This window comes from Pontibacter beigongshangensis, from assembly GCF_014332515.1.
Classification (GTDB): domain Bacteria; phylum Bacteroidota; class Bacteroidia; order Cytophagales; family Hymenobacteraceae; genus Pontibacter; species Pontibacter beigongshangensis.
This window is the reverse complement of the sequence record NZ_VFSD01000027.1, coordinates 13,746-32,114: the sequence shown is the minus strand read 5'-3', so window position 1 is coordinate 32,114 and position 18,369 is coordinate 13,746. Positions and strand designations below refer to the sequence as shown.

Annotated in this window: 13 protein-coding genes and 1 pseudogene; 8 read left to right on the top strand and 6 right to left on the bottom strand. The window is 48.9% G+C overall.

Annotated elements, in window-relative coordinates; translation table 11 throughout:
- The first annotated feature begins 117 nt into the window (after window positions 1-117).
- On the top strand, window positions 118-531 hold the full coding sequence (gene mce / locus FJM74_RS19285; protein ID WP_187264271.1) for a methylmalonyl-CoA epimerase: 414 nt from the start codon (window positions 118-120) through the stop codon (window positions 529-531).
- Between the two features lie 218 nt (window positions 532-749).
- On the opposite strand, the gene pncA is transcribed toward mce, so the two are convergent.
- From pncA to FJM74_RS19270, 3 genes and pseudogenes are all read right to left on the bottom strand, one after another.
- Window positions 750-1,358, bottom strand: a complete 609-nt coding sequence (gene pncA / locus FJM74_RS19280) for a bifunctional nicotinamidase/pyrazinamidase (protein WP_187264270.1) — start codon at window positions 1,356-1,358, stop codon at window positions 750-752.
- Window positions 1,359-1,461: 103 nt separating this feature from the next.
- Window positions 1,462-3,869 (bottom strand): annotated as a pseudogene (locus FJM74_RS22765) (TonB-dependent receptor domain-containing protein).
- Window positions 3,870-4,810: 941 nt separating this feature from the next.
- Window positions 4,811-6,280, bottom strand: a complete 1,470-nt coding sequence (locus FJM74_RS19270; protein ID WP_394353901.1) for a DEAD/DEAH box helicase — start codon at window positions 6,278-6,280, stop codon at window positions 4,811-4,813.
- 620 nt (window positions 6,281-6,900) lie between these two features.
- On the opposite strand from FJM74_RS19270, the gene FJM74_RS19265 reads away from it, so the two are divergent.
- The 4 genes from FJM74_RS19265 to FJM74_RS19250 all read left to right on the top strand — a co-directional run bounded on the left by FJM74_RS19265 (window position 6,901) and on the right by FJM74_RS19250 (window position 11,373).
- Window positions 6,901-7,650 (top strand): YebC/PmpR family DNA-binding transcriptional regulator, encoded by a 750-nt coding sequence (locus FJM74_RS19265; RefSeq protein ID WP_187264268.1) that lies wholly within the window; start codon window positions 6,901-6,903, stop codon window positions 7,648-7,650.
- 263 nt (window positions 7,651-7,913) lie between these two features.
- On the top strand, window positions 7,914-8,588 hold the full coding sequence (locus FJM74_RS19260) for a hypothetical protein (protein ID WP_187264267.1): 675 nt from the start codon (window positions 7,914-7,916) through the stop codon (window positions 8,586-8,588).
- A 338-nt stretch (window positions 8,589-8,926) separates the two neighbouring features.
- Entirely contained in the window at window positions 8,927-10,054 is a 1,128-nt protein-coding gene (locus tag FJM74_RS19255) for a sulfatase-like hydrolase/transferase (RefSeq protein WP_187264266.1), read from the top strand.
- A 194-nt stretch (window positions 10,055-10,248) separates the two neighbouring features.
- Window positions 10,249-11,373, top strand: coding sequence for a CotH family protein (locus tag FJM74_RS19250; protein WP_194350030.1), 1,125 nt, complete (start codon window positions 10,249-10,251; stop codon window positions 11,371-11,373).
- 243 nt (window positions 11,374-11,616) lie between these two features.
- On the opposite strand, the gene FJM74_RS19245 is transcribed toward FJM74_RS19250, so the two are convergent.
- The 3 genes from FJM74_RS19245 to FJM74_RS19235 form a co-directional block, all read right to left on the bottom strand.
- Window positions 11,617-13,494, bottom strand: coding sequence for an ABC-F family ATP-binding cassette domain-containing protein (locus FJM74_RS19245; RefSeq protein ID WP_187264265.1), 1,878 nt, complete (start codon window positions 13,492-13,494; stop codon window positions 11,617-11,619).
- 106 nt (window positions 13,495-13,600) lie between these two features.
- Complete coding sequence (locus tag FJM74_RS19240; protein WP_187264264.1) at window positions 13,601-13,990, bottom strand: SPW repeat protein; 390 nt, start codon at window positions 13,988-13,990, stop codon at window positions 13,601-13,603.
- A 43-nt stretch (window positions 13,991-14,033) separates the two neighbouring features.
- The gene (locus tag FJM74_RS19235) at window positions 14,034-14,597 is read right to left on the bottom strand and encodes an RDD family protein (protein WP_187264263.1); all 564 of its coding nucleotides are present in this window, start codon (window positions 14,595-14,597) and stop codon (window positions 14,034-14,036) included.
- 338 nt (window positions 14,598-14,935) lie between these two features.
- Here FJM74_RS19235 and murI point away from each other — a divergent pair, with 338 nt between their 5' ends.
- The 3 genes from murI to FJM74_RS19220 all read left to right on the top strand — a co-directional run bounded on the left by murI (window position 14,936) and on the right by FJM74_RS19220 (window position 18,148).
- Window positions 14,936-15,739, top strand: coding sequence for a glutamate racemase (gene murI, locus FJM74_RS19230; RefSeq protein ID WP_187264262.1), 804 nt, complete (start codon window positions 14,936-14,938; stop codon window positions 15,737-15,739).
- 377 nt (window positions 15,740-16,116) lie between these two features.
- Window positions 16,117-16,671: a hypothetical protein gene (locus FJM74_RS19225; protein ID WP_187264261.1), complete on the top strand. Its 555-nt coding sequence runs from the start codon at window positions 16,117-16,119 to the stop codon at window positions 16,669-16,671.
- A gap of 289 nt (window positions 16,672-16,960) precedes the next feature.
- Window positions 16,961-18,148, top strand: coding sequence for a glutathionylspermidine synthase family protein (locus FJM74_RS19220; RefSeq protein WP_187264260.1), 1,188 nt, complete (start codon window positions 16,961-16,963; stop codon window positions 18,146-18,148).
- Window positions 18,149-18,369: the final 221 nt, after the last annotated feature.

The window sequence follows — 18,369 nt, the reverse complement described above, 5'->3', positions numbered from 1 at the left end:
CACTGGTTTTGTTCTTTTTTTCTGTACTTGTTAAAATAACAGCGGAAAGAAAATATTAGTTTTAGATTTAGGGCAAATTTAGTAAAAAAAGGGTAATAAGACTAATTCTAAATTAAAATGAAACAGGTGGAGCATATTGGTATAGCCGTTCGGAATTTTAGTGAGGCTAACAAACTGTACAGTAAACTACTTGGAGCGGGGCCATATAAAACAGAGTCAGTAGAATCGGAAGGTGTGAACACTTCCTTTTTCAGGGTCGGCGGCTCCAAAATCGAGCTGCTGGAGGCCACTTCCGAGGATAGCGCCATCGCCAGATTTATAGAGAAAAAAGGAGAAGGCATTCATCATATTGCCTTTGAGGTGGACGATATCGTGGCAGAAATGGAGCGGCTCAAGCAGGAGGGCTTCGTGCTGTTGAGCGATGCCCCGAAGAAAGGGGCCGACAACAAACTGGTTTGCTTTGTGCACCCGAAAAGTGCCAATGGCGTGCTGGTGGAACTGACACAGGAGATTAAGGAAGTGGAGGAGTGATGGATTGTGCGGACACTTCTCCCCAACTGAATTATTTGAATGAAAATGGCCTTCCGGAGGGTACTGTTGCTGTTCCAATAATAGCCAGACCTCTCCTTTAAACTACTGCTCCGTGAACCCCTTTTTCAGGGACGGCCAGCTAAACAAAGCGAGCAAGTTGATACACAGTTAAGTCTCTGCACAATTGGCGACCGGCGTCCTCTAGAGGGCCATTTTCATTAGAATAATTTGCTGCTGTGTACAACCTTTCCACCTTTTGCTACGACATCTGCTTTTGCCTTTTCAAAGTTTTCCGGTGAAATAGGGCGGCAGGCATCCTCGATCAGGTAGGTGCTGAAACCTTCCTGCAGTGCATCCTTAGCCGTGAAATATACACAAAAGTCGCCGGCAAGGCCTGCCACATACACCTCCTGCACCTGTTTACCGCGCAGGTAGTCGGCGAGGCCGGTGCTTTTCAGGTGGCCGTTGTCGTAGAACCCGCTGTAGCTGTCTACGTTTGGCTCCATGCCTTTCTGGAAGATGGCTTCCACCTGTTGCATGTTCAGCGCTTCCGAAAAAGCTGCTCCGGCTGTGCCCTGTATACAATGGTCTGGCCAGAGCACCTGCTCCAGCCCCTGTAGCTCCACCACCTCAAACGTGCTTTTGCCTTCGTGCTGCGAGGCAAAGCTCTTGTGGTTGGCCGGATGCCAATCCTGCGTGGCCACTACCAGGTCGAAGTGCGGCTGCAGGCGGTTGGCTATCGGTATTACCTGGTCGCCTTCCGGTACAGCCAGGGCACCGCCTGGCAAAAAGTCGTTCTGGATGTCGATTAGGAGTAATGCTTTCATGTGTGCTGCTTTAGGGGTTCAGGCAAAACAGGTAACAAGTCCTGCATAGGTGTAGCGTACAAAAATACGATAATTCCGCCGCTTTGTCACCTGGTGTACCTGATTAGTTGCCGCCCGAAGGCTGTCCGCCTTTACCACCGCCCGACTGGTCGTCGTTGCTGATGCCGCGCTTCTTGCGGGCAATGCCACCTTTTAATTGTCCGAAGCGGTAGTTAAAGGAGATGTTAAACCGCCGCATCAGGTAAAAACTTTCAGTAACCTGGTAAAAGGCCGGGTCATTGATCTCTGAGAACCAGCGGCGGTTTTTCTGGAAGGGGCTGGATATGGAGCCGCTGATGGTGACCTTGTTGTCTTTCAGGAACTGTTTGTTCAGCGAGATGCTATGGTAGGCGTAGCCCCCGGACCTGCCCTGCAGCATTATACGCGGTGAATTTAGCCCTACATTGCCGCTCAGGCGCCAGTTCTTCTCAAACTTGTAGCTCACGTTGCTGTATATGTTGGCGGTAAGCCCTTCGTTACGGACCGGTCTGCCGGCCAGCGTACTTTCCAGTTGCACATAATTCAGGGTGCCGTTCATGTTCACGCTCAGTTTTTTGAAGAAAGTGGAGTTGCCGCTTATGTTAAGGCCGCTCGTGCTGTTTTTGCCAATATTGCCAAAGGTGGTGCGCGCAATGCGATCTTCGCCCAGGGTGGTGAACTGCTGAATGGAGTTGTTCGTGAAATAGTGGTTCAGGCTGACATTGATGGAGGAGCCCTTTACGAAGGTACTGTAGGCTAGTGTAAACACATTGTTGGTGGCAGGCTGCAGGTTAGGGTTGCCATAGCTGATGTTGGTAGAATCGATGACGTTGATATACGGGTTGATGTACCAGAGGCCTGGCCGCTCGATGCGCTGTGTGTACGAAATTTTGACCGAGGCCATATCTTTAAGCTTGCGCGAGAGCGTGATGTCTCGAAGTTCGCCGCTACTCTGGTTTCTTCCAGACGTGCGCCGAGTTTCAGGCCCCACTTGTCTTTGCGGAGGCTCACCGACGTGTAGGCCGCATAAATATCCTGCGAGTACTCGAAGCTGTTGCTGAGTTCGGGCACTTCCAGGTACTCCCCCTGCTCCTGCCGTATGCGGTAATAGTAGTCGCTGCTGTTGTCTCGTAAAATGGTTTTGATACCGAATTCCAGCGTTTGTTTTTTAATAGGGTGCACATAATCAGCCTGAATGGTTTGCTCCTTCGATTTGCCTACATTGTCGGTGGTGCTGAAAATGCTGGTGTAGTTAAAGATTGCCTCGTTATCGATGCCCGCCAGGTTGCCATCGCCACTTTGATTTAACCTGTACGAGAGCGTCAGCAGCTGTTCCTTGTTGCGTTTAAACGTATGCTGGTAGTCGAGCCCCAGATCGCTGCCGCTCCAGTTGAAGTTATTGGAGTTCAGGCGGGTATAGGCCTGCTCCAGCACATGGCTGCCGCTTAGCCGCTCCACGTTCAGCATAGAAATGCCCTCGCCCTGGCTGCGGTTAAAACTGTAGTTGGCCGTGATCAGGTTCAGGGAGTCCGGCTCAAAGCTCAGCTCGGTGCTGAAGTATTGGAAATGCCCCTCGTTGTTGCTGGTGCCTATCTGTTCCAGCTGTGCGGCAGAGGGCTCTCTTCGCAGGCTGTAGCTCCTGTTGGTGGGGTTATTGTAGAATTGATTGCCGTAGTAAGAGGAGATGCCAAACTTGTTATGCTTCGCTGTAAGATAACCACTGGCACTGGCTGTTTGCGGGTGGCCAACACCGCCGTTAATGGAGCCGTTATAGCCGTTCAGGCCCTTTTTATGCGTAATGATGTTGATAATGCCACCCACTCCCTCTGCTTCGTATTTGGCAGGCGGGTTGGTGATAACCTCTATGCTTTTAATGGAGTTGGCGGGCATGCTCTTAAACACATCCTTCGGGTTCCGGACAAACAATGAGGAGTTTTTGCCATTGACTAAAATCCTATAGCTGCTGCTGCCGTTCAGCTGAATGTTGTCTTCGGCATCTACGGTGAGCATGGGCACTTTCCGGAGCATGTCCAGCGCCGTCATGGTCTGGTTCTCCGGGTCTGCCTCCACATTGTAGGTCAGCTTATCAATGTCCTGCACAATCAGCAGTTTGTCGGCCGTTACCTGCACCTCTTTCAGGTGGTTTGCCGACGATACAATAAATATCTTCCCAAGGTTGGCGGTAGGATGGGTGCTGGTGAGTTCCGGTACAGCAATAGTCTTGTTTTTGAACCCAACCGAGGTGAGCAGAATTTCATAGGTGCCCAAAGCCAGGCCTGTGAATTCGAATGAGCCGTTGTCGGTGGAGAAGGTGCTTTTGAGAGGTTGGTCCTTCCCGGGCTCACGCAGCAGCACCGTCACGTAAGGCAGGGCTTCCTTTTTGGCAGAATCAAGCAGTATGCCCTTTACAGAGGCATTGGCAGCAGGCGTTTGAGCCGACGCGCTTGTAAAACAAAAAATGCAGAGCAGTACCAGCAGTAAGGCATTTTTCATGACATACAATTTAGAAACGAATATCTGTTTTTGTATTTAGATGTTCTAAACCTGCTGAAAATCAGTAGATATGGATTAGTGGTTTCAGGTAATTTTAGTGTAGAACCTGTTTTTGCCTTCTGAAAATGAAGCCTAAGGGCAGTGCTACCGGTGTTGTGTGTAGTCGAATATTTATATTAACTTCTAAAAATATATAAAATTGCTGTTGAGTACTTATAATTTTATGAAATTTGTATAAATCGTTATTGATCCTGTGCTTCTGTAGCGGTGATTATTCGGGAAGGATGATAATTTGTAGTAAAATTGCCGACTAGGAGTGGGTCATTCGAAAAGTGAAACTTACGCTGCAATGGAAAAGCTGGCCACTTTAGTTATTTAGTTATGTAGTGATGTTACAAGGAATGAGGCAGTGTAGCCGGGCATCTGTAAATATGGTATGCGATTTAATTAAGTTCATCTAAGTAGATCTTAACAGTTGAAGGGCTGGGAAAGATAGATTAGCAGCCTTTGGAAAGCCTTTTTCATTCAAATAATTTAGCTTCCATGCAAGGAGGTTTACTCGAATGCACTTGGTTTATTTTGAAGGACTGTATGTCGGGGCTAGAAATGAATTATTCTAATAGAAATAACCTTCCAGAGGCATTCTGCCTTTTTTATCACTTGGTCTCACCTGGCCATTTTACATTTATTGCATTGTACCCGTGCCTATAAGCCATAGCCTGTCGGCTATGGCTTATAGGCAAGAGGGTGAATGACCTACGGCAAACAACCTCACAAAAATGGATTTACTGGTTTACAACGCAGGTCGGGACAATAGCTGGTGGCACTTAATTATTCGAATGAAAAAGGCCTTCCAGAGGCTGCTTTACCTGACCCTGCACAAAGGCCTGCTCACTTAAGCTAACATAAAAAGAGCCGCTCCCGGAGCGGCTCTTTTTATGTTAGCTGTTGTTTTGCGGTACCTGCTGGCTGCCTTGCGGCTTCTGCTCAGGGGAGGTGTTCCGGTTTCTGTTTTTGTTGCGGTTCTTATTGCGGTTCCGGTTGCGGTTCGGGTTTTCTCCTGCCGGCTGCCCCTCGGCACGAGGCGGACGCTCGGCTCGTGGCTGTTGCTCGGCTGTTGCGAGTGGAGCAGGCTTAGCGCCGGGTTTGTGGTCGCCTGCCTTGTGCGGTGGTCTGCCGCCCGATCTGGCTGGCTTTCCGCCGCGGCTGTTGTTGCGGCCCGGGCTGCTGCTGCCGCCTCTGCCTTTGTTGTCGAATCGGCGGGTTGGGTCAAAAGCAGGGCCTTTGCCAATTGCTTCGGGCAATGGCAGCTTTGGCAGCTCGCGCTCAATCAGTTGCTCTACCTTGCGCACGCGGTACATGTCGTTTTCGTTCACAAAGGTTATCGCCATGCCTGTAGAGGCAGCACGGGCTGTGCGGCCAACGCGGTGCACGTAGTCTTCCGCATCCTGCGGCATGTCGAAGTTCAGAACATGGCTCAGGCTGTCGATATCGATGCCGCGCGACAGGATATCGGTGGCCACGATAATGCGGAGCTGGCGGTTCTTGAAGCGTTGCAGCACCTTTTCCCGCTCGTCCTGCTCCAGGTCCGATTGGATGCCGGCTGCATCAAAACCCATTTTCTCGAGCGAGCGCACGATCTGGCTCACATTCGATTTACGGGATGTGAAGATGATCATGCTCTGCACTTCCAGGTCGTTGAGCAGGTGCTCCAGCAGGGGCAGCTTCTGGTTGTCGTAGGTCAGGTACAGGCGCTGGTCTATGCCTTCGGCTGGTTTGGCAATAGCCAGGTTTATTTCAGCCGGATCTTTGAGGATTTGCTTGGCCAGATCGCGGATTTTGCGTGGCATGGTAGCCGAAAAGAGCAGCGTCTGGCGGTTTTCCGGCAGCTGGCGCACAATTTTCAGGATATCATCCATAAAGCCCATGTCCAGCATTTTATCAGCCTCGTCGAGTACCAGGTACTCCAGCTGGTCGAGCCGCACGTACCCAAGGGCCATGTGTGACATCAGGCGACCGGGCGTGGCAATAATAATATCGGCACCACCTGTTAGCGCGCGTTTCTGCTGTTCCCACTCATCGCCTTTGTTGCCGCCGTAGATAGCAATGGAACTAACCGGGGCATAGTAACCCAGGCCTTCTACCTGCTCATCTATCTGCTTGGCCAGCTCACGGGTCGGCACCAGAATCAGGGTGCTGGTGTAGGCATAGTTGGCATGCGAAATACGGTCTATCAGGGGGAGCAGGTAAGCGGCGGTTTTGCCGGTGCCTGTCTGGGCGCAGGCAATCATATCTTTGCGCTCGAGTATAAGCGGTATGGCCTGCTGCTGCACAGGAGTGGGGTTATTGTACCCCATCGATTCAATACCTGTCAGTACGTCGTCGTGTAAGTTAAAAGAACGAAAGTCCAAAATATAAATAATTTTAATGATCTGTATGCGTGCTGCTTCTGCAGCATGTTAATGGTATGTAAATATACGAAAATTACTTTACTGATTTCGCAGTAACGGAAAAGCCTCTGGAAGTCTTTGTTTTATAATAAGCAAAAATTGCCGGATATAGTTGCAGTAGGCTTGTTTAATTTATTTTCTGAATGCTTAAATGCAATTTAAACAAGGGTTCAGCTGTCAGCTTTGTGCTTGGTTAGCCACATTTTCGCTTAAAAATTAGGTTTTTACTATATAGTGGTTTTTCGGTGCTGTTGAAAAAGTTCAATTACGTTGTAACATCTTTTTTTGTGGGGCGTAATGTTTACAGAAGTTGGCAGGAGCCGATTTTAGCAAGATGTAATTATTAAAATGAAGTCATGAAAAGATTTATACAGGAATCACCGAATTTGTCCTTGTTGATCGGCGTTAACATCATCAACGCGATCTTCATGTTTGTGCTATAAAATCCACTTACCCGGATGCAGTCTTAAAGGGCAGCCACGCTATATGCGCGGCTGCCCTTTTGCTTTAGTAGCCAAAAATTTAGTTATTTTGCCCGAACATATCAAAAGCCAGACATCTGGAATAAAGAAAGAAGTTATATGGCAGGACACAGCAAATGGTCGAAGATAAAACGACAGAAAGGGGCCACAGACGCCAAACGCTCTAAAATTTTTACCCGGCTGATAAAGGAGATAACGGTAGCCGTAAAAGAAGGCGGCCCTGACCCCGATGGCAATCCGCGCCTGCGCCTGGCCATCCAGACAAGCAAGGCGGCCAACATGCCGAAAGACAATATTGAAAGAGCTATTAAAAAAGGAGAGGGCGGAGAAGGCAACTACCAGGAGGTAACCTACGAAGGCTATGCCACCCACGGGGTGGCTGTGTATGTAGAGTGCCTCACAGACAACATAAACCGAACGGTGCAGAATGTGCGCACCATTTTCAATAAAAACCATGGTAGCCTGAGTACAAACGGCTCCCTGGAGTTTATATTCGACAGAAAGAGCGTGTTCGTGATCCGGAGAGGGGAACAACCTGCAGACGAGGAAGAACTGACCCTGGAGTTGATTGATGCCGGTGCCGACGAAGTGGAGTTTGAGGAGGATTACATCACCATTTACGGCGCCATGGAGGACTTTGGCTCTCTGCAGAAGAAAGTAGAGGAGCTGCCCCTGGAGGTGGAAACAGCAGAACTGCAGCGCATACCCAACACCACCGTGGAGGTGCACGACCTGGAGGCGCTCCGCAAAATACTAAAGTTTATAGATGCCCTGGAAGATGACGACGATGTGCAAAAGGTTTACCACAACCTGGAGCTGAATGAGGAACTGATGGCAGAACTGGGGTAGCTGGAGGGTGAGCAGTGTTGGCGCTGGTAACAGAAAGAATAACAGTTGTTTAAGTTCTTCGGGGCAGGAGCAGCAGCAGTGTGCATGACCTCCGGAGGGCGCTTTTTATTAGCATAATAGCCGCTCTCACCACTGAACACCGAAGGGAAACTGAAGGCGGTAAGGCGCAAAACCGGCCTGGGCTGATAAAGGATTTTGGAACAACCATTTGTATAGGATAACGGTAAAAACAGTATTCTTAAATCCGGTTACAACAAAAAACTATGGAAGTAGACAGATTAAGTGATATTATAAATGGGCTAGAGCAAAAATCAATTACCAAACAAGCCATCTACCGCAACACCAGAGAAGCATTTGAACGGATGAAAATGATTTCGATGGATGTAGTGGAGGAGCTGACAGACAGAATAACCCGGCAAAATGCTGAGGTTATCATTGAATATAAAGAAATAAGTGCACATGAGTTTCATATCAAGTTCTCCGGCGACCTGCTTGTGTTTGTGATGCACTCCAACATTATCACCTTCCCGGACGACTACGAGATCATGCGTAACAGTTATGTGGAAAAAGACTTTAAGCGCAGGTTCTTCGGCCACATTATGGCCTACAACTTTATGGCCGACACCATTAAATACAACCGGCTCGACGATACGGGCTACCTGATCGGGCGCATGCTCGTGAACATAGAAAACCATTTCTGCATAGAAGGCGTGAAGCAAATGGAGCTTTCCTACGACCGCATCTCCAAAAACCGCATAACCGATAAAGTCCTTCGCATTTTGGTGGAGAGCGCCATTATTGCCTCCATCAACAACGACCTGATGGGGCAACCTGTAAGCGACATCGAAAAGATAACCTACAAGCACAAACTGGAGAACCTGCACCTCTCGCGCACCAGCAAAGTAGGCTTTATCATGAACCACGAGTTGACGCAGTAACAGAATTCCATAACTTTAGAGTGGGCTCTGTGTAAGACCACGGAGCCAACTTGTTCCAAACTTCCATCTTCTATTCAATAGCGGTGTTGCCCCACACGCCAGAGACGCTGTAAGGTTGTCTTCTTATTCGAAATTGCTCTTGCAAAAATAGAAGGTTTGGTGCCTTACCTTAGCCTTATCGGCTAAGGTAAGAAGACTTATAGCAGTAGACAGCTGCTAAGTGCGCGTTTTCCCATCCTTAAAATTTTAAGATAGCCGCTTTGCTTTCTGTGGCTTTAGTTTTGCCACTTCCGTATAATATTTATATAAAAGCTGACTATTTTCTTAATACTTCCCTCATGAGGTCTTTAGTATCTCAACTCAAAAATATAAGATTTAACAACCTGGCCTGCTTGTTAAATGGAATTGGTTTGGTCTTAGTTGGTGCTTTTATACATGCCTGTACTTCCCCCATGTCTGAAACCGATTCTTTGCAAACTGAAAATGTTGTTATTATCGTTATTGACGGACCCAGGTATTCAGAGACTTGGGCAAACATACCCGGACTTATTCCAAATATGTCTGGTAAAATGAAGCAGGACGGCGTTTTTCTGAATCACTTTTACAATGATGGCTATACCTACACTAGTTCCGGTCATGCGGTGATCACCACCGGCGTAAACCAGCCAATTGATAATTACGGAGATGAGTTACCTGCAAACCCCTCCATATTTCAATATTGGCTGAAAAATACAGGTAAGCCAACTACAGCAGCCTGGATTATTTCCAGTAAGGATAAGCTCCATATATTGGCTAATACATCAGATCCGGAATGGAACGGCAAATTTATACCTTCCATAGATTGTGGCATAGCTGGGCCAGGCACTGGCTACCGGGCAGATTCACTCACGATGCTGCAAGCGAAGCAGATTTTAACAACGCACAAACCCAGCCTCGTGCTAATAAATTTTATGGAGCCAGACGGTTTTGCCCATGCGGGTAACTGGGATTATTATTTAAGAGGCATTGGACGCTCTGACAGGTTTGTAAAAGAGCTTTGGGGTTTTCTTCAGGGAGATTCATTTTACAGAAACAGTACTGCACTCATTGTTACAAACGATCATGGCCGGCATTTAAATGAAATAAACGGAGGCTGGGTAGACCATGGCGACAACTGTGAGGGGTGCGAACACATCAGTTTGTTGGCGCTGGGCCCCGATTTTAAGAAAGGGAAGGAGGTAGAAGCCCGATACACCTTAAAAGACATAGCCCCGACGGTTGCCCGTTTGCTTAAGTTTGAGATAGATTCAGTAGTAATAGTGCCAAGGCTGGATACAATAGTAGTTGCATCTCAGAAGGAACCAGTAGGACTCGCGGTAAAAACAGATTCTGTTCAGGTAGCCATTGTTCTGGACACCACTGTATTACAAGGCCATCCGATCAGAGAGTTATTTATAGACACAAAGCTGAATTATGTAGCTAAGTAAAGAATAAGTGAACTGCTCCAGGCATTCGTTCAACTATTCTGGTAGAAAGTTACAGGTACCGGTGCCAACAGCTTAAGGCTATAAGTCGCATTTAAGGTGGCAGTCGTTCTTATGTTACATATCTTTTTCAACCTCATTCCTATCCCATCTAACACAAAAGCCTGGCGGGTGCAAAATGATAAGCAGTAGCAGCCATGAGAAAGTATCTCCTATTTTTCCTCATCAATATATTTCTGATTTGTTGCCTGCCACTTAAGCAACATGCTCAAGATAGTATACCCCCTGATACGCATTATGCTGTTAATCTTTTTCCCTTTTTTCAGCAGCAAAGCGAAAGTAACCCTCTTTTCGCCACCGAAGAAATACTGGAGTTTAGGCTCACTGTGGACTATGAGAAACTTCTCAAAGATCGGGGCCTGGAGCGGGAGTACCATAAAGCAACGCTTACCTACAAAGATACTGCCGGCTCCGAAGTGGCAATAGAGCTAAAAGTAATGGCTAGAGGAAGCCACCGCCGCGACCCCTCCATCTGCAGGTTTCCTCCCATAATGCTTAACTTCTCCAGGAAAACGGCACAGAGCAATGTATTTGGACATGCCAACAAGCTAAAATTGGTTACCCACTGCCTTGGAGATGACTATGTATTGCGGGAGTATTTGGCCTACAAAGTCTACAACATCATAACCGGCGAAAGCTTCAGGGTCAGGCTCTGCCGGGTTGAGTATGTTGACGTAAATGGCAAGAGAAAAACTGAGAGAAAATATGCCTTCCTGATTGAAGATGATAACGAGATGGCCAGGAGAAATAAGGGGACCATCGTGCCAAAAGAAAAATGGGTAGGCATGGAAAGTACAGACACCCGAGCTATGGCAAGGGTGGCATTCTTTCAATACATGATCGGTAACACAGATTGGTCGGTGTCTTACCGGCATAACATCAAACTTATTTCCAGAGATTCTTTAAAGGCACCTACTCCTGTGCCGTATGATTTTGATTACTCAGGTATTGTAGCGCCTCCCTATGCTGTACCACCCCCTGAGCTAGGTATTACATCGGTGCGTCAGAGGTTATTTAGAGGCTACCCTTATAGCGACGAGATTTATTCGGAAGTAATTCGTGCGTTTAACAAGCATAAAGCGGAAGTTTATAAACTCTACCTTAATTGTGAGCCTTTAGATAATAATTACCGCAGGCAGGCGCTCGGCTTTTTTGACAATTTTTATGAAACAGTTAATGATCAAAAGGACTTTAATACTAAGATTGTTCGTGTAGCGCAGCAAAACCGGAAGAGCTATGTAGTGGTTAAAGGGTTAAAATAACCTGCAAAATAATTGCATATCTCCTGTGAATTTTTTGCTTTACAACATGCGCTGTTGAATTGCTACTAAGTACATTAAGTGGATTCTGACGGGTAAAGGCTAGGGCAAAAACCCTGAGGTCCTCTGGAAGGCATTTTTCATTCAAATAATCTGAATGTAGGTAAAACGGCAGGTCAGGCCGGAGTAGCATTTTAACGCCTCCAACCTGAACTGCCGCTTTTTACTGTAAAAGTGTAGTCTTATCTATATCAGCTCCGACAGTTCCAGCCACCGGAGCTCTTTCTCCTCGAGCTGCTCGTTAATGCTTTCGATTTCGGTGGCCCAGGAAGTGAGCTGCTCATGGTCGGTGGTGGTGCCGGCGTTCATGGTTTCGATGATCTCTGCTCTGCGGGCCTCCAGTTGGGCAATTTCTTTCTCCAGCTGCTCGTACTCCTTCTTTTCGTTGTAGGTGGCTTTGCGCTTGTTAGGTGTTGGCTGCTCTTTTGCTGGTTCGGCCGGCGAGGCAGCAGCAGGCTTTGGCGCTGGTTCCTGGCTTTCCTGTTCCTTCAGCCATTCGCGGTAATCGGTGTAGTTGCCAGGGAAGTTGCGTATTTTGCCTTCGCCCTCAAACACGAACAGGTGTTCCACCAGCCTGTCCATAAAATACCTGTCGTGCGACACGATGAGCAGGCAGCCGCCAAAGTTCAGCAGAAAATCCTCTAGAATATTGAGCGTAATAATGTCCAGGTCGTTGGTCGGCTCATCGAGAATCAGGAAGTTCGGGTTTTGGATGAGCACGCGCAGCAGCTGGAGTCTTCTTTTTTCGCCACCGCTCAGCTTGCTCACAAAGGTGTACTGCTGGGGCGGTGCAAACTGGAAGTGCTGCAAAAACTGACTTGCGGTAATTACCTCGCCGTTGGCCATCTCCACTACCTCCGCAATGTCTTTTACAATGTCGATTACCCGCTGATCTTCTTTAAACGTGAGTTCGTTTTGGGTATAGTAGCCAAACACAGTGGTCTGGCCGGCATCTACGGTACCGCTGTCGGGGGCGAGCTTTCCGGTGAGCATGTTCAGGAAGGTCGATTTACCGGCCCCGTTGGGGCCTACCACTCCGATGCGGTCTTTCTTTTTAAAAACGTAAGAGAAGTCATCCACAATCACCTTGTCGCCAAAGCTTTTCGAGATGTGGTCTACTTCTATGATCTTGCCGCCCTGGCGCGTCGTTTTTACGGATAGCTCCAGTTGCGGGCCCGCTATTTTCTTAGCTGCCTTTTCTTTCAGTTCCTCAAAGGCATCTACCCGGTATTTTGCTTTGGTGCCCCGGGCTTTTGGCTGGCGCCTGATCCAGTCGAGCTCCTTTCGCATCAGGTTGCGGGCCTTCTCTGTTTCGGCCACCGAAGCCTCTTCGCGCTCAGCCTTTTTCTCCACAAAATAGCTGTAGTTGCCCTTGTAGCTGTAGAGGTTACCGCCATCAAGCTCTGCCACTTCGTTGGCTACTTTGTCGAGGAAGTAGCGATCGTGCGTCACCATGAGCAGAGTAGTGTTCTGGGTGGAGAGCAGGTTCTCGAGCCACTCTATCGTATCAAGGTCCAGGTGGTTGGTAGGTTCGTCGAGGATGAGCAGGTCGGGCTCCTCTATGAGTACCCGCGCCATGGCCACGCGCTTGCGCTGGCCACCCGAAAGCGACTTAATATATTGGTCCAGGTTGTTGATGCCCAGCTTCGACAGAATCTGCTTTACCCGAACCTCAAAGTCCCAGGCCTGCAGCTCGTCCATGCGCTCCATGAGCTTTTGCATGGCGTCGCCGCTGGTATTGGGGTTGGCAATGGCCGCCTCATAATCTCTTATGACATCCAACACATCGCTCTGCCCTGAAAAAATGCTTTGCTGCACGGTCAGCTCCTCGTTAAACTCGGGGTTCTGGCCGAGGTAGCTCACGGTAATGCCTTTGCGGGTGCTCACATTTCCTTCATCGGGCGGCAGCTTACCGGCCAGAATGTTCAAAAGGGTGGTTTTGCCGGAGCCGTTTACGCCCACCAGGGCAATGCGCTGCCCCTGGTTTATACCAAAGTTCTGGTTCCTGAACAACCAACGGTCGCCAAAGCTTTTGGAGAGGTTTTCTGCAGATAAATAATTCATGGTGTAAATTTAGTGAATTCTGCGCTTAGGGGAGGGTAAAATAAAAGCAGGCTGATGTAGAAATCAGCCTGCTTCCGGTAATTCGTTTAACAATCAGCTTGTTTTGCTACCTGAGAGGGTTGTCCTGCACATGGTTAGTCCGGTAAGCGGCGCTCGGCACCCGGTGCGTGGTGAGCGATGCCAGAATAGAGAAGATACCAAAAATCAGGTGAGGCGTATACACTACATCGGCAAAGCCGAACAGCCAAGGCGAAATGGCCAGAATCACGCCAATGCCAAAGTCCATCATCAGGTGTGTCTGCATCGGTATTTTTCTGATGACACCTACTTCAAAGTCGGTCATGATTGTCTGCAGCAGCACCACGATACCAATTATAACAGGTACCCAGGTTTCTGCGCCACCAGCAGCAAAGTTAAACAGCCATGGGGAGGCAATAAGTAAAAGACCAACTATGTAATCTAAAATCCCATGAAAACGGGTTGGAATAAATCTCATAATTTCCCTCCTTTCAATCCCTCCTTTCAATTTAATTTCAAGCTTAGTTATACGAGATAAATTTCAGGTGGTTTAGGGTTGTATTTGTGCTTTTCCCTGATGTCTGGCTTGTTGTCACGACGGTTCTGGCTATGAAATCGTAAAGGGTTTGCTTGCGACGTTTGTTTATAACGAGCAAAAAGCCCAGGAAAAGAGGGGCAGAAAGAAGTAGCTTGACTATATAGCGGTAATTGGATTTAAGCAGGTTCATTTTTTTGCCGCGCAGGTCTGATACCTGCAGGCCCAGCACAAATTTACCGATGGTTGCCTGCCGCGGCGAGGCCTCCAGCAAGGTGTAGTAGAGCCAGTGCATCACCAGGAAGTAAGGGTTCAGGAAAACCGACTTCAGGATTGACGCAGCTATTGCCGGCGACAGGTTACTCTGAACTAAGTGCTTGTTCCAGGTAAACATAAGCTCCGGATGATCGTCTGCCGAATAAAAGCTAATGGAGAAAAAAAACACCAACAGCGTAGAGTCGATAAGAAAAGCCACAAAGCGGGTGGTCGCATCTCCGTACAGAGACGATCTGGTGATTACTGCTGTGGACTTTGGCTGGACTGGCAACATAAAAGATTTAGTTTGTACTGGGTCAGTTAATACTGCTTCATATTCATATAAACGCTGGGGCCTCTCTGTTCACAGGAATCTGCTGCAATGCTCTGCTCTTCTAAGATATATCGGGCAGACCGGTGCTACAGGCCGCTGGGAAACGCTGGAAAGGAATGGGGTGGCAACGGTTAATTTGTTTATTGCAACATACGAAGTTAATTTGTAATATTTAACTCAAACCCCATTTAATTTAAATTAAATTCATATTATTCCTTTTTTTAGTTAATAGATAAAATTGAGGTGTGAACGGAGTGTTTATCTGATTTTACCTAACTTCGCTTTTCACAAAACAGAACATGAAAGATCAACCTGTCGGGATTTTTGATAGTGGCATTGGCGGACTTACTGTGGCACAGGCCATTACCAAAGTGCTCCCCCTGGAGCAGATCGTTTATTTTGGCGATACTGCCCACCTGCCGTACGGAGATAAGTCTACGGCCGCCATCCAGGCCTACGCCGTAAAGATCTGCGACCTGCTGATCAGGCAGCGGTGTAAAGTCATTCTGATCGCCTGCAACTCTGCTTCAGCCGCCGCTTATGAGCTCGTGAAAGAGTACGTAGGCAGCAAGGCCAAGGTGCTCAATGTTATAGAGCCCACTATTGCCTTTGTAGGAGAGCAGTACCCTGGCCGCACGGTGGGCCTTATCGGCACAAAGCAAACAGTTAATTCTGATGTATATCGGCGCAAACTGGACGAGCTCAACAAAGGTGTCGTGCTGAGATCGGTAGCCACTCCTTTGCTGGCCGCTATGATAGAAGAAGGCTTTTTTAACGACTCCATTTCAGAAAGTGTGATAAACGCTTACCTGTCGGACCCGGAGCTGCAGGGCATCGAGGCGCTTATACTGGCCTGTACGCATTATCCGCTTATCAAAAAACAGATTGAGCTTTATTTCGAAGGCAGGGTAGATGTGCTGGATGCCAGCCAGATAGTGGCCGGCCACGTCAAAAATTTCCTGGACCAGCAGGGGCTGGCGGCAGAGCAACGGGCCGGAGACCATAAGTTCTATGTATCGGACTTTACACGCTCCTTCGAAGAATCGACGCGCATATTCTTTAAACGGCAGGTGCACCTGGAGCACTTTCCGCTATGGGAATAGCACCAAAGCCGGAAAACTGCTGCTGAGGAAGCAGGAATATCAGGATTAAAGCGTATTTTAGAACCAGAAAGCGAATAAAGTAAGAAACTGTTTGAGCTTAGTTGGGAAAGACCATTCAGGAGAGGGCTTGCTGCTGAACAACAGTCATTCGTACACGTATTGTTGCCTGATGTAAAATTGCTGAACTTACGGAGCGCTGTGAAAGCAGCAGCAGAGCCTCCGGAGGGGCCATTTCATTAGAATAATTGCTCCTGGTAGTACGTTATAAGTAAAGGTCGCCAGCGCAGCACGTGCAGGCATATGCAGATCCTTCGTATTACCAGTAAAGCTGGCCTTTTCGTAACACAGCCGGCTCGTTCAGATAAAACAGTAAAAAAATGAAGAAACGTTATTTAACCATCGGCGACTTTAAGCGCAACGCCTTTATTGTAGCCGCCGCCGCCTGCATGGGCCTGACCAGCTGCGAATCTAAAACCAGCAGTAGTAACAACGACTGGGGCAGTGGAGAAGAAGTGGCCGTGCCGGATGGCATTATAACCGAACTTACGGAGGAGGCCCCGGACAAATGGAAAATTACCGATGAGCGCACCACAAGCCCAGACAATAGCATGGCCATCCTGAAGTACCAGGACGGACGGGTGGATACGCTGCAGGGGCTAGAGCTGCAAAACCGTATGAAAGAAGTGGCCAGCAACCAGGGTACCTACCAGTCGGGAGGCTTTGGCCTGGGCAGTGTGCTTTGGTGGAGCGGTATGGGCATGATGGCCGGCCGCATGATGGCCCCCAGGGCAGGATATTATGCCAATCCGGGCGTGATGAACCGTACCGAGGCGTGGCGTCAGAATGTGCAGACCTACCAGCAGCGCACTGGTGCGCCAGCTTCTGGCAGAAGCGGCTACTTCCAGGGGCGCGGCAGCGGTGCAGGCTCTTAGTGCTCCTCCAAAATATAAGTTAGAAATTCAAAATTACAAACGTTGGCAGATGTGCTTTCTGGCAGCTATACAAGCATGAAACCTTTCTGAAGACCAAATAGGGGAAGTACTAGTGCTTAGGCAGACAGGGCAGCCTTATCAGTTAGTGCCTTTGTCAGATTATTCTAATGAAAAGGCCCCTCCGGAGGCTCTGCTGCTACTGCCTGCGGAGCCTTAAGGAGTGGTGCCATCCGGGCTGGCGGAGCAGCAGCAGCCTGAATCTTAATGTTGAGTAACCAAAAATATAAATATGCTTAATAGCAACAGGATGAGCATCCGGCTGGAGTCTCACCAGGGTGATGTGGATAAGGCTGTGCGTGGCCTGGGTTGGGAGTGGTGCGTAGAAGACGGCTGTGCCAACTATGTGCCTGGCGAGGCGGTGGTGGTTGCCGAGGCTGAAGCCGACTACCTGTTGGAGGCCGCCAACAGCCTGTATAACATGATGACAGAGGCAATTCCCGACGACCTGCCTGATGCATTTCTGAAAGTGCTCGGCATACCTGAAAACCTCTGGAGGCTGGTGCGCCAGTCTTGGAACGACGACAGGAACTGGCACCTGTACGGCAGGTTCGACCTGGTGCAGACGCCGGAGGGGCCAAAGCTGCTGGAATTTAACGCGGACACTGCCACCTCCATCCCTGAAACAGCCGTAGTGCAGTGGGCCAGCCTGGCGGCTGCAGGCAAAAACGATGCCCAGCAATATTCCGGGCTATACGAGGCGCTGGTAGAGCAGTTTAAGTCTTGGCGCATGCTTAACAACGACCTGCCCCCAGCCCTGCTGCTGACTTACCTGGGCCAGAGTGCAGAAGACGAAGCAAACTGCGCCGTGCTGGCGCAGGCAGCCACAGAAGCCGGCTTTGATGCCCATCTCTGCCCGATAGAGAATGTGTCTGTCTCCACCGAGGGGGTAGACAAAGGCGTTTGGGCGCAGGTGGGGGCAGAGCAATGGCAGCAGTTTCCGTTCCTGTTCAAACTCCTGCCCTGGGAGCAGATCGCCTGGGAAGAGCCCGAACTGCTCGAAAGCCTTACCCAACTGTCGCGCACCAGAACTGTACTTATTGCAAACCCGGCTTACACCCTGCTGTTTCAGAGCAAAGGCATGCTGGCCTGGCTCTGGAAAGCGTATCTCTACCACCCGCTTCTGCTCGAGGCAGACCTGGAGCCGCTGACCGGGAAGTACATTCGCAAACCTTATTTTGGCCGTGAAGGGCAAAGCTTGGAAATAGTAGATCATGGCCGTGTCACCAAAACCGCAGGTGAATACGGGAACCAGCAGCAGGTGTACCAGCGCTGGTGCGACCTGCCACAGGATACCAATGGCAACCAGTACCAGGCGGGCGTGTTCTGGGCTGGCGAAGGCTGTGCCATTGGTTTTCGCCGTGAGAAAGGTATTATTACTAATTTATCGCAGTTTGTGCCCCACTTGGTGGGGGAGTAGATGCAGTTCCCTGCTTTTCCGGCTTGCCTGAGCCATCGGGCGGCTATACTAATAGGCAGCTTTAAATAACATCAAATTAATGAATGCGGCAGTTGCCCGGGATGATTTCCTAAGGGCAACTGCCGCATTCATATTTTATTCCTGCTGCGTTCAATTCTTGCTATGCAAAAGTGCCAATTTGGGATTGATAGGTTCAAAATGAGAATTAATCGCCGATTTTT

Coding starts and splice junctions, on each gene's coding strand:
- pncA (WP_187264270.1), bottom strand. CDS start 1,358: ATGAAAGCATTACTCCTAATCGACATCCAGAACGACTTTTTGCCAGGC.
- FJM74_RS19240 (WP_187264264.1), bottom strand. CDS start 13,990: ATGAGATTTATTCCAACCCGTTTTCATGGGATTTTAGATTACATAGTT.
- FJM74_RS19220 (WP_187264260.1), top strand. CDS start 16,961: ATGCTTAATAGCAACAGGATGAGCATCCGGCTGGAGTCTCACCAGGGT.
- murI (WP_187264262.1), top strand. CDS start 14,936: ATGAAAGATCAACCTGTCGGGATTTTTGATAGTGGCATTGGCGGACTT.
- FJM74_RS19265 (WP_187264268.1), top strand. CDS start 6,901: ATGGCAGGACACAGCAAATGGTCGAAGATAAAACGACAGAAAGGGGCC.
- FJM74_RS19245 (WP_187264265.1), bottom strand. CDS start 13,494: ATGAATTATTTATCTGCAGAAAACCTCTCCAAAAGCTTTGGCGACCGT.
- FJM74_RS19255 (WP_187264266.1), top strand. CDS start 8,927: ATGAGGTCTTTAGTATCTCAACTCAAAAATATAAGATTTAACAACCTG.
- FJM74_RS19260 (WP_187264267.1), top strand. CDS start 7,914: ATGGAAGTAGACAGATTAAGTGATATTATAAATGGGCTAGAGCAAAAA.
- FJM74_RS19235 (WP_187264263.1), bottom strand. CDS start 14,597: ATGTTGCCAGTCCAGCCAAAGTCCACAGCAGTAATCACCAGATCGTCT.
- mce (WP_187264271.1), top strand. CDS start 118: ATGAAACAGGTGGAGCATATTGGTATAGCCGTTCGGAATTTTAGTGAG.
- FJM74_RS19250 (WP_194350030.1), top strand. CDS start 10,249: ATGAGAAAGTATCTCCTATTTTTCCTCATCAATATATTTCTGATTTGT.
- FJM74_RS19225 (WP_187264261.1), top strand. CDS start 16,117: ATGAAGAAACGTTATTTAACCATCGGCGACTTTAAGCGCAACGCCTTT.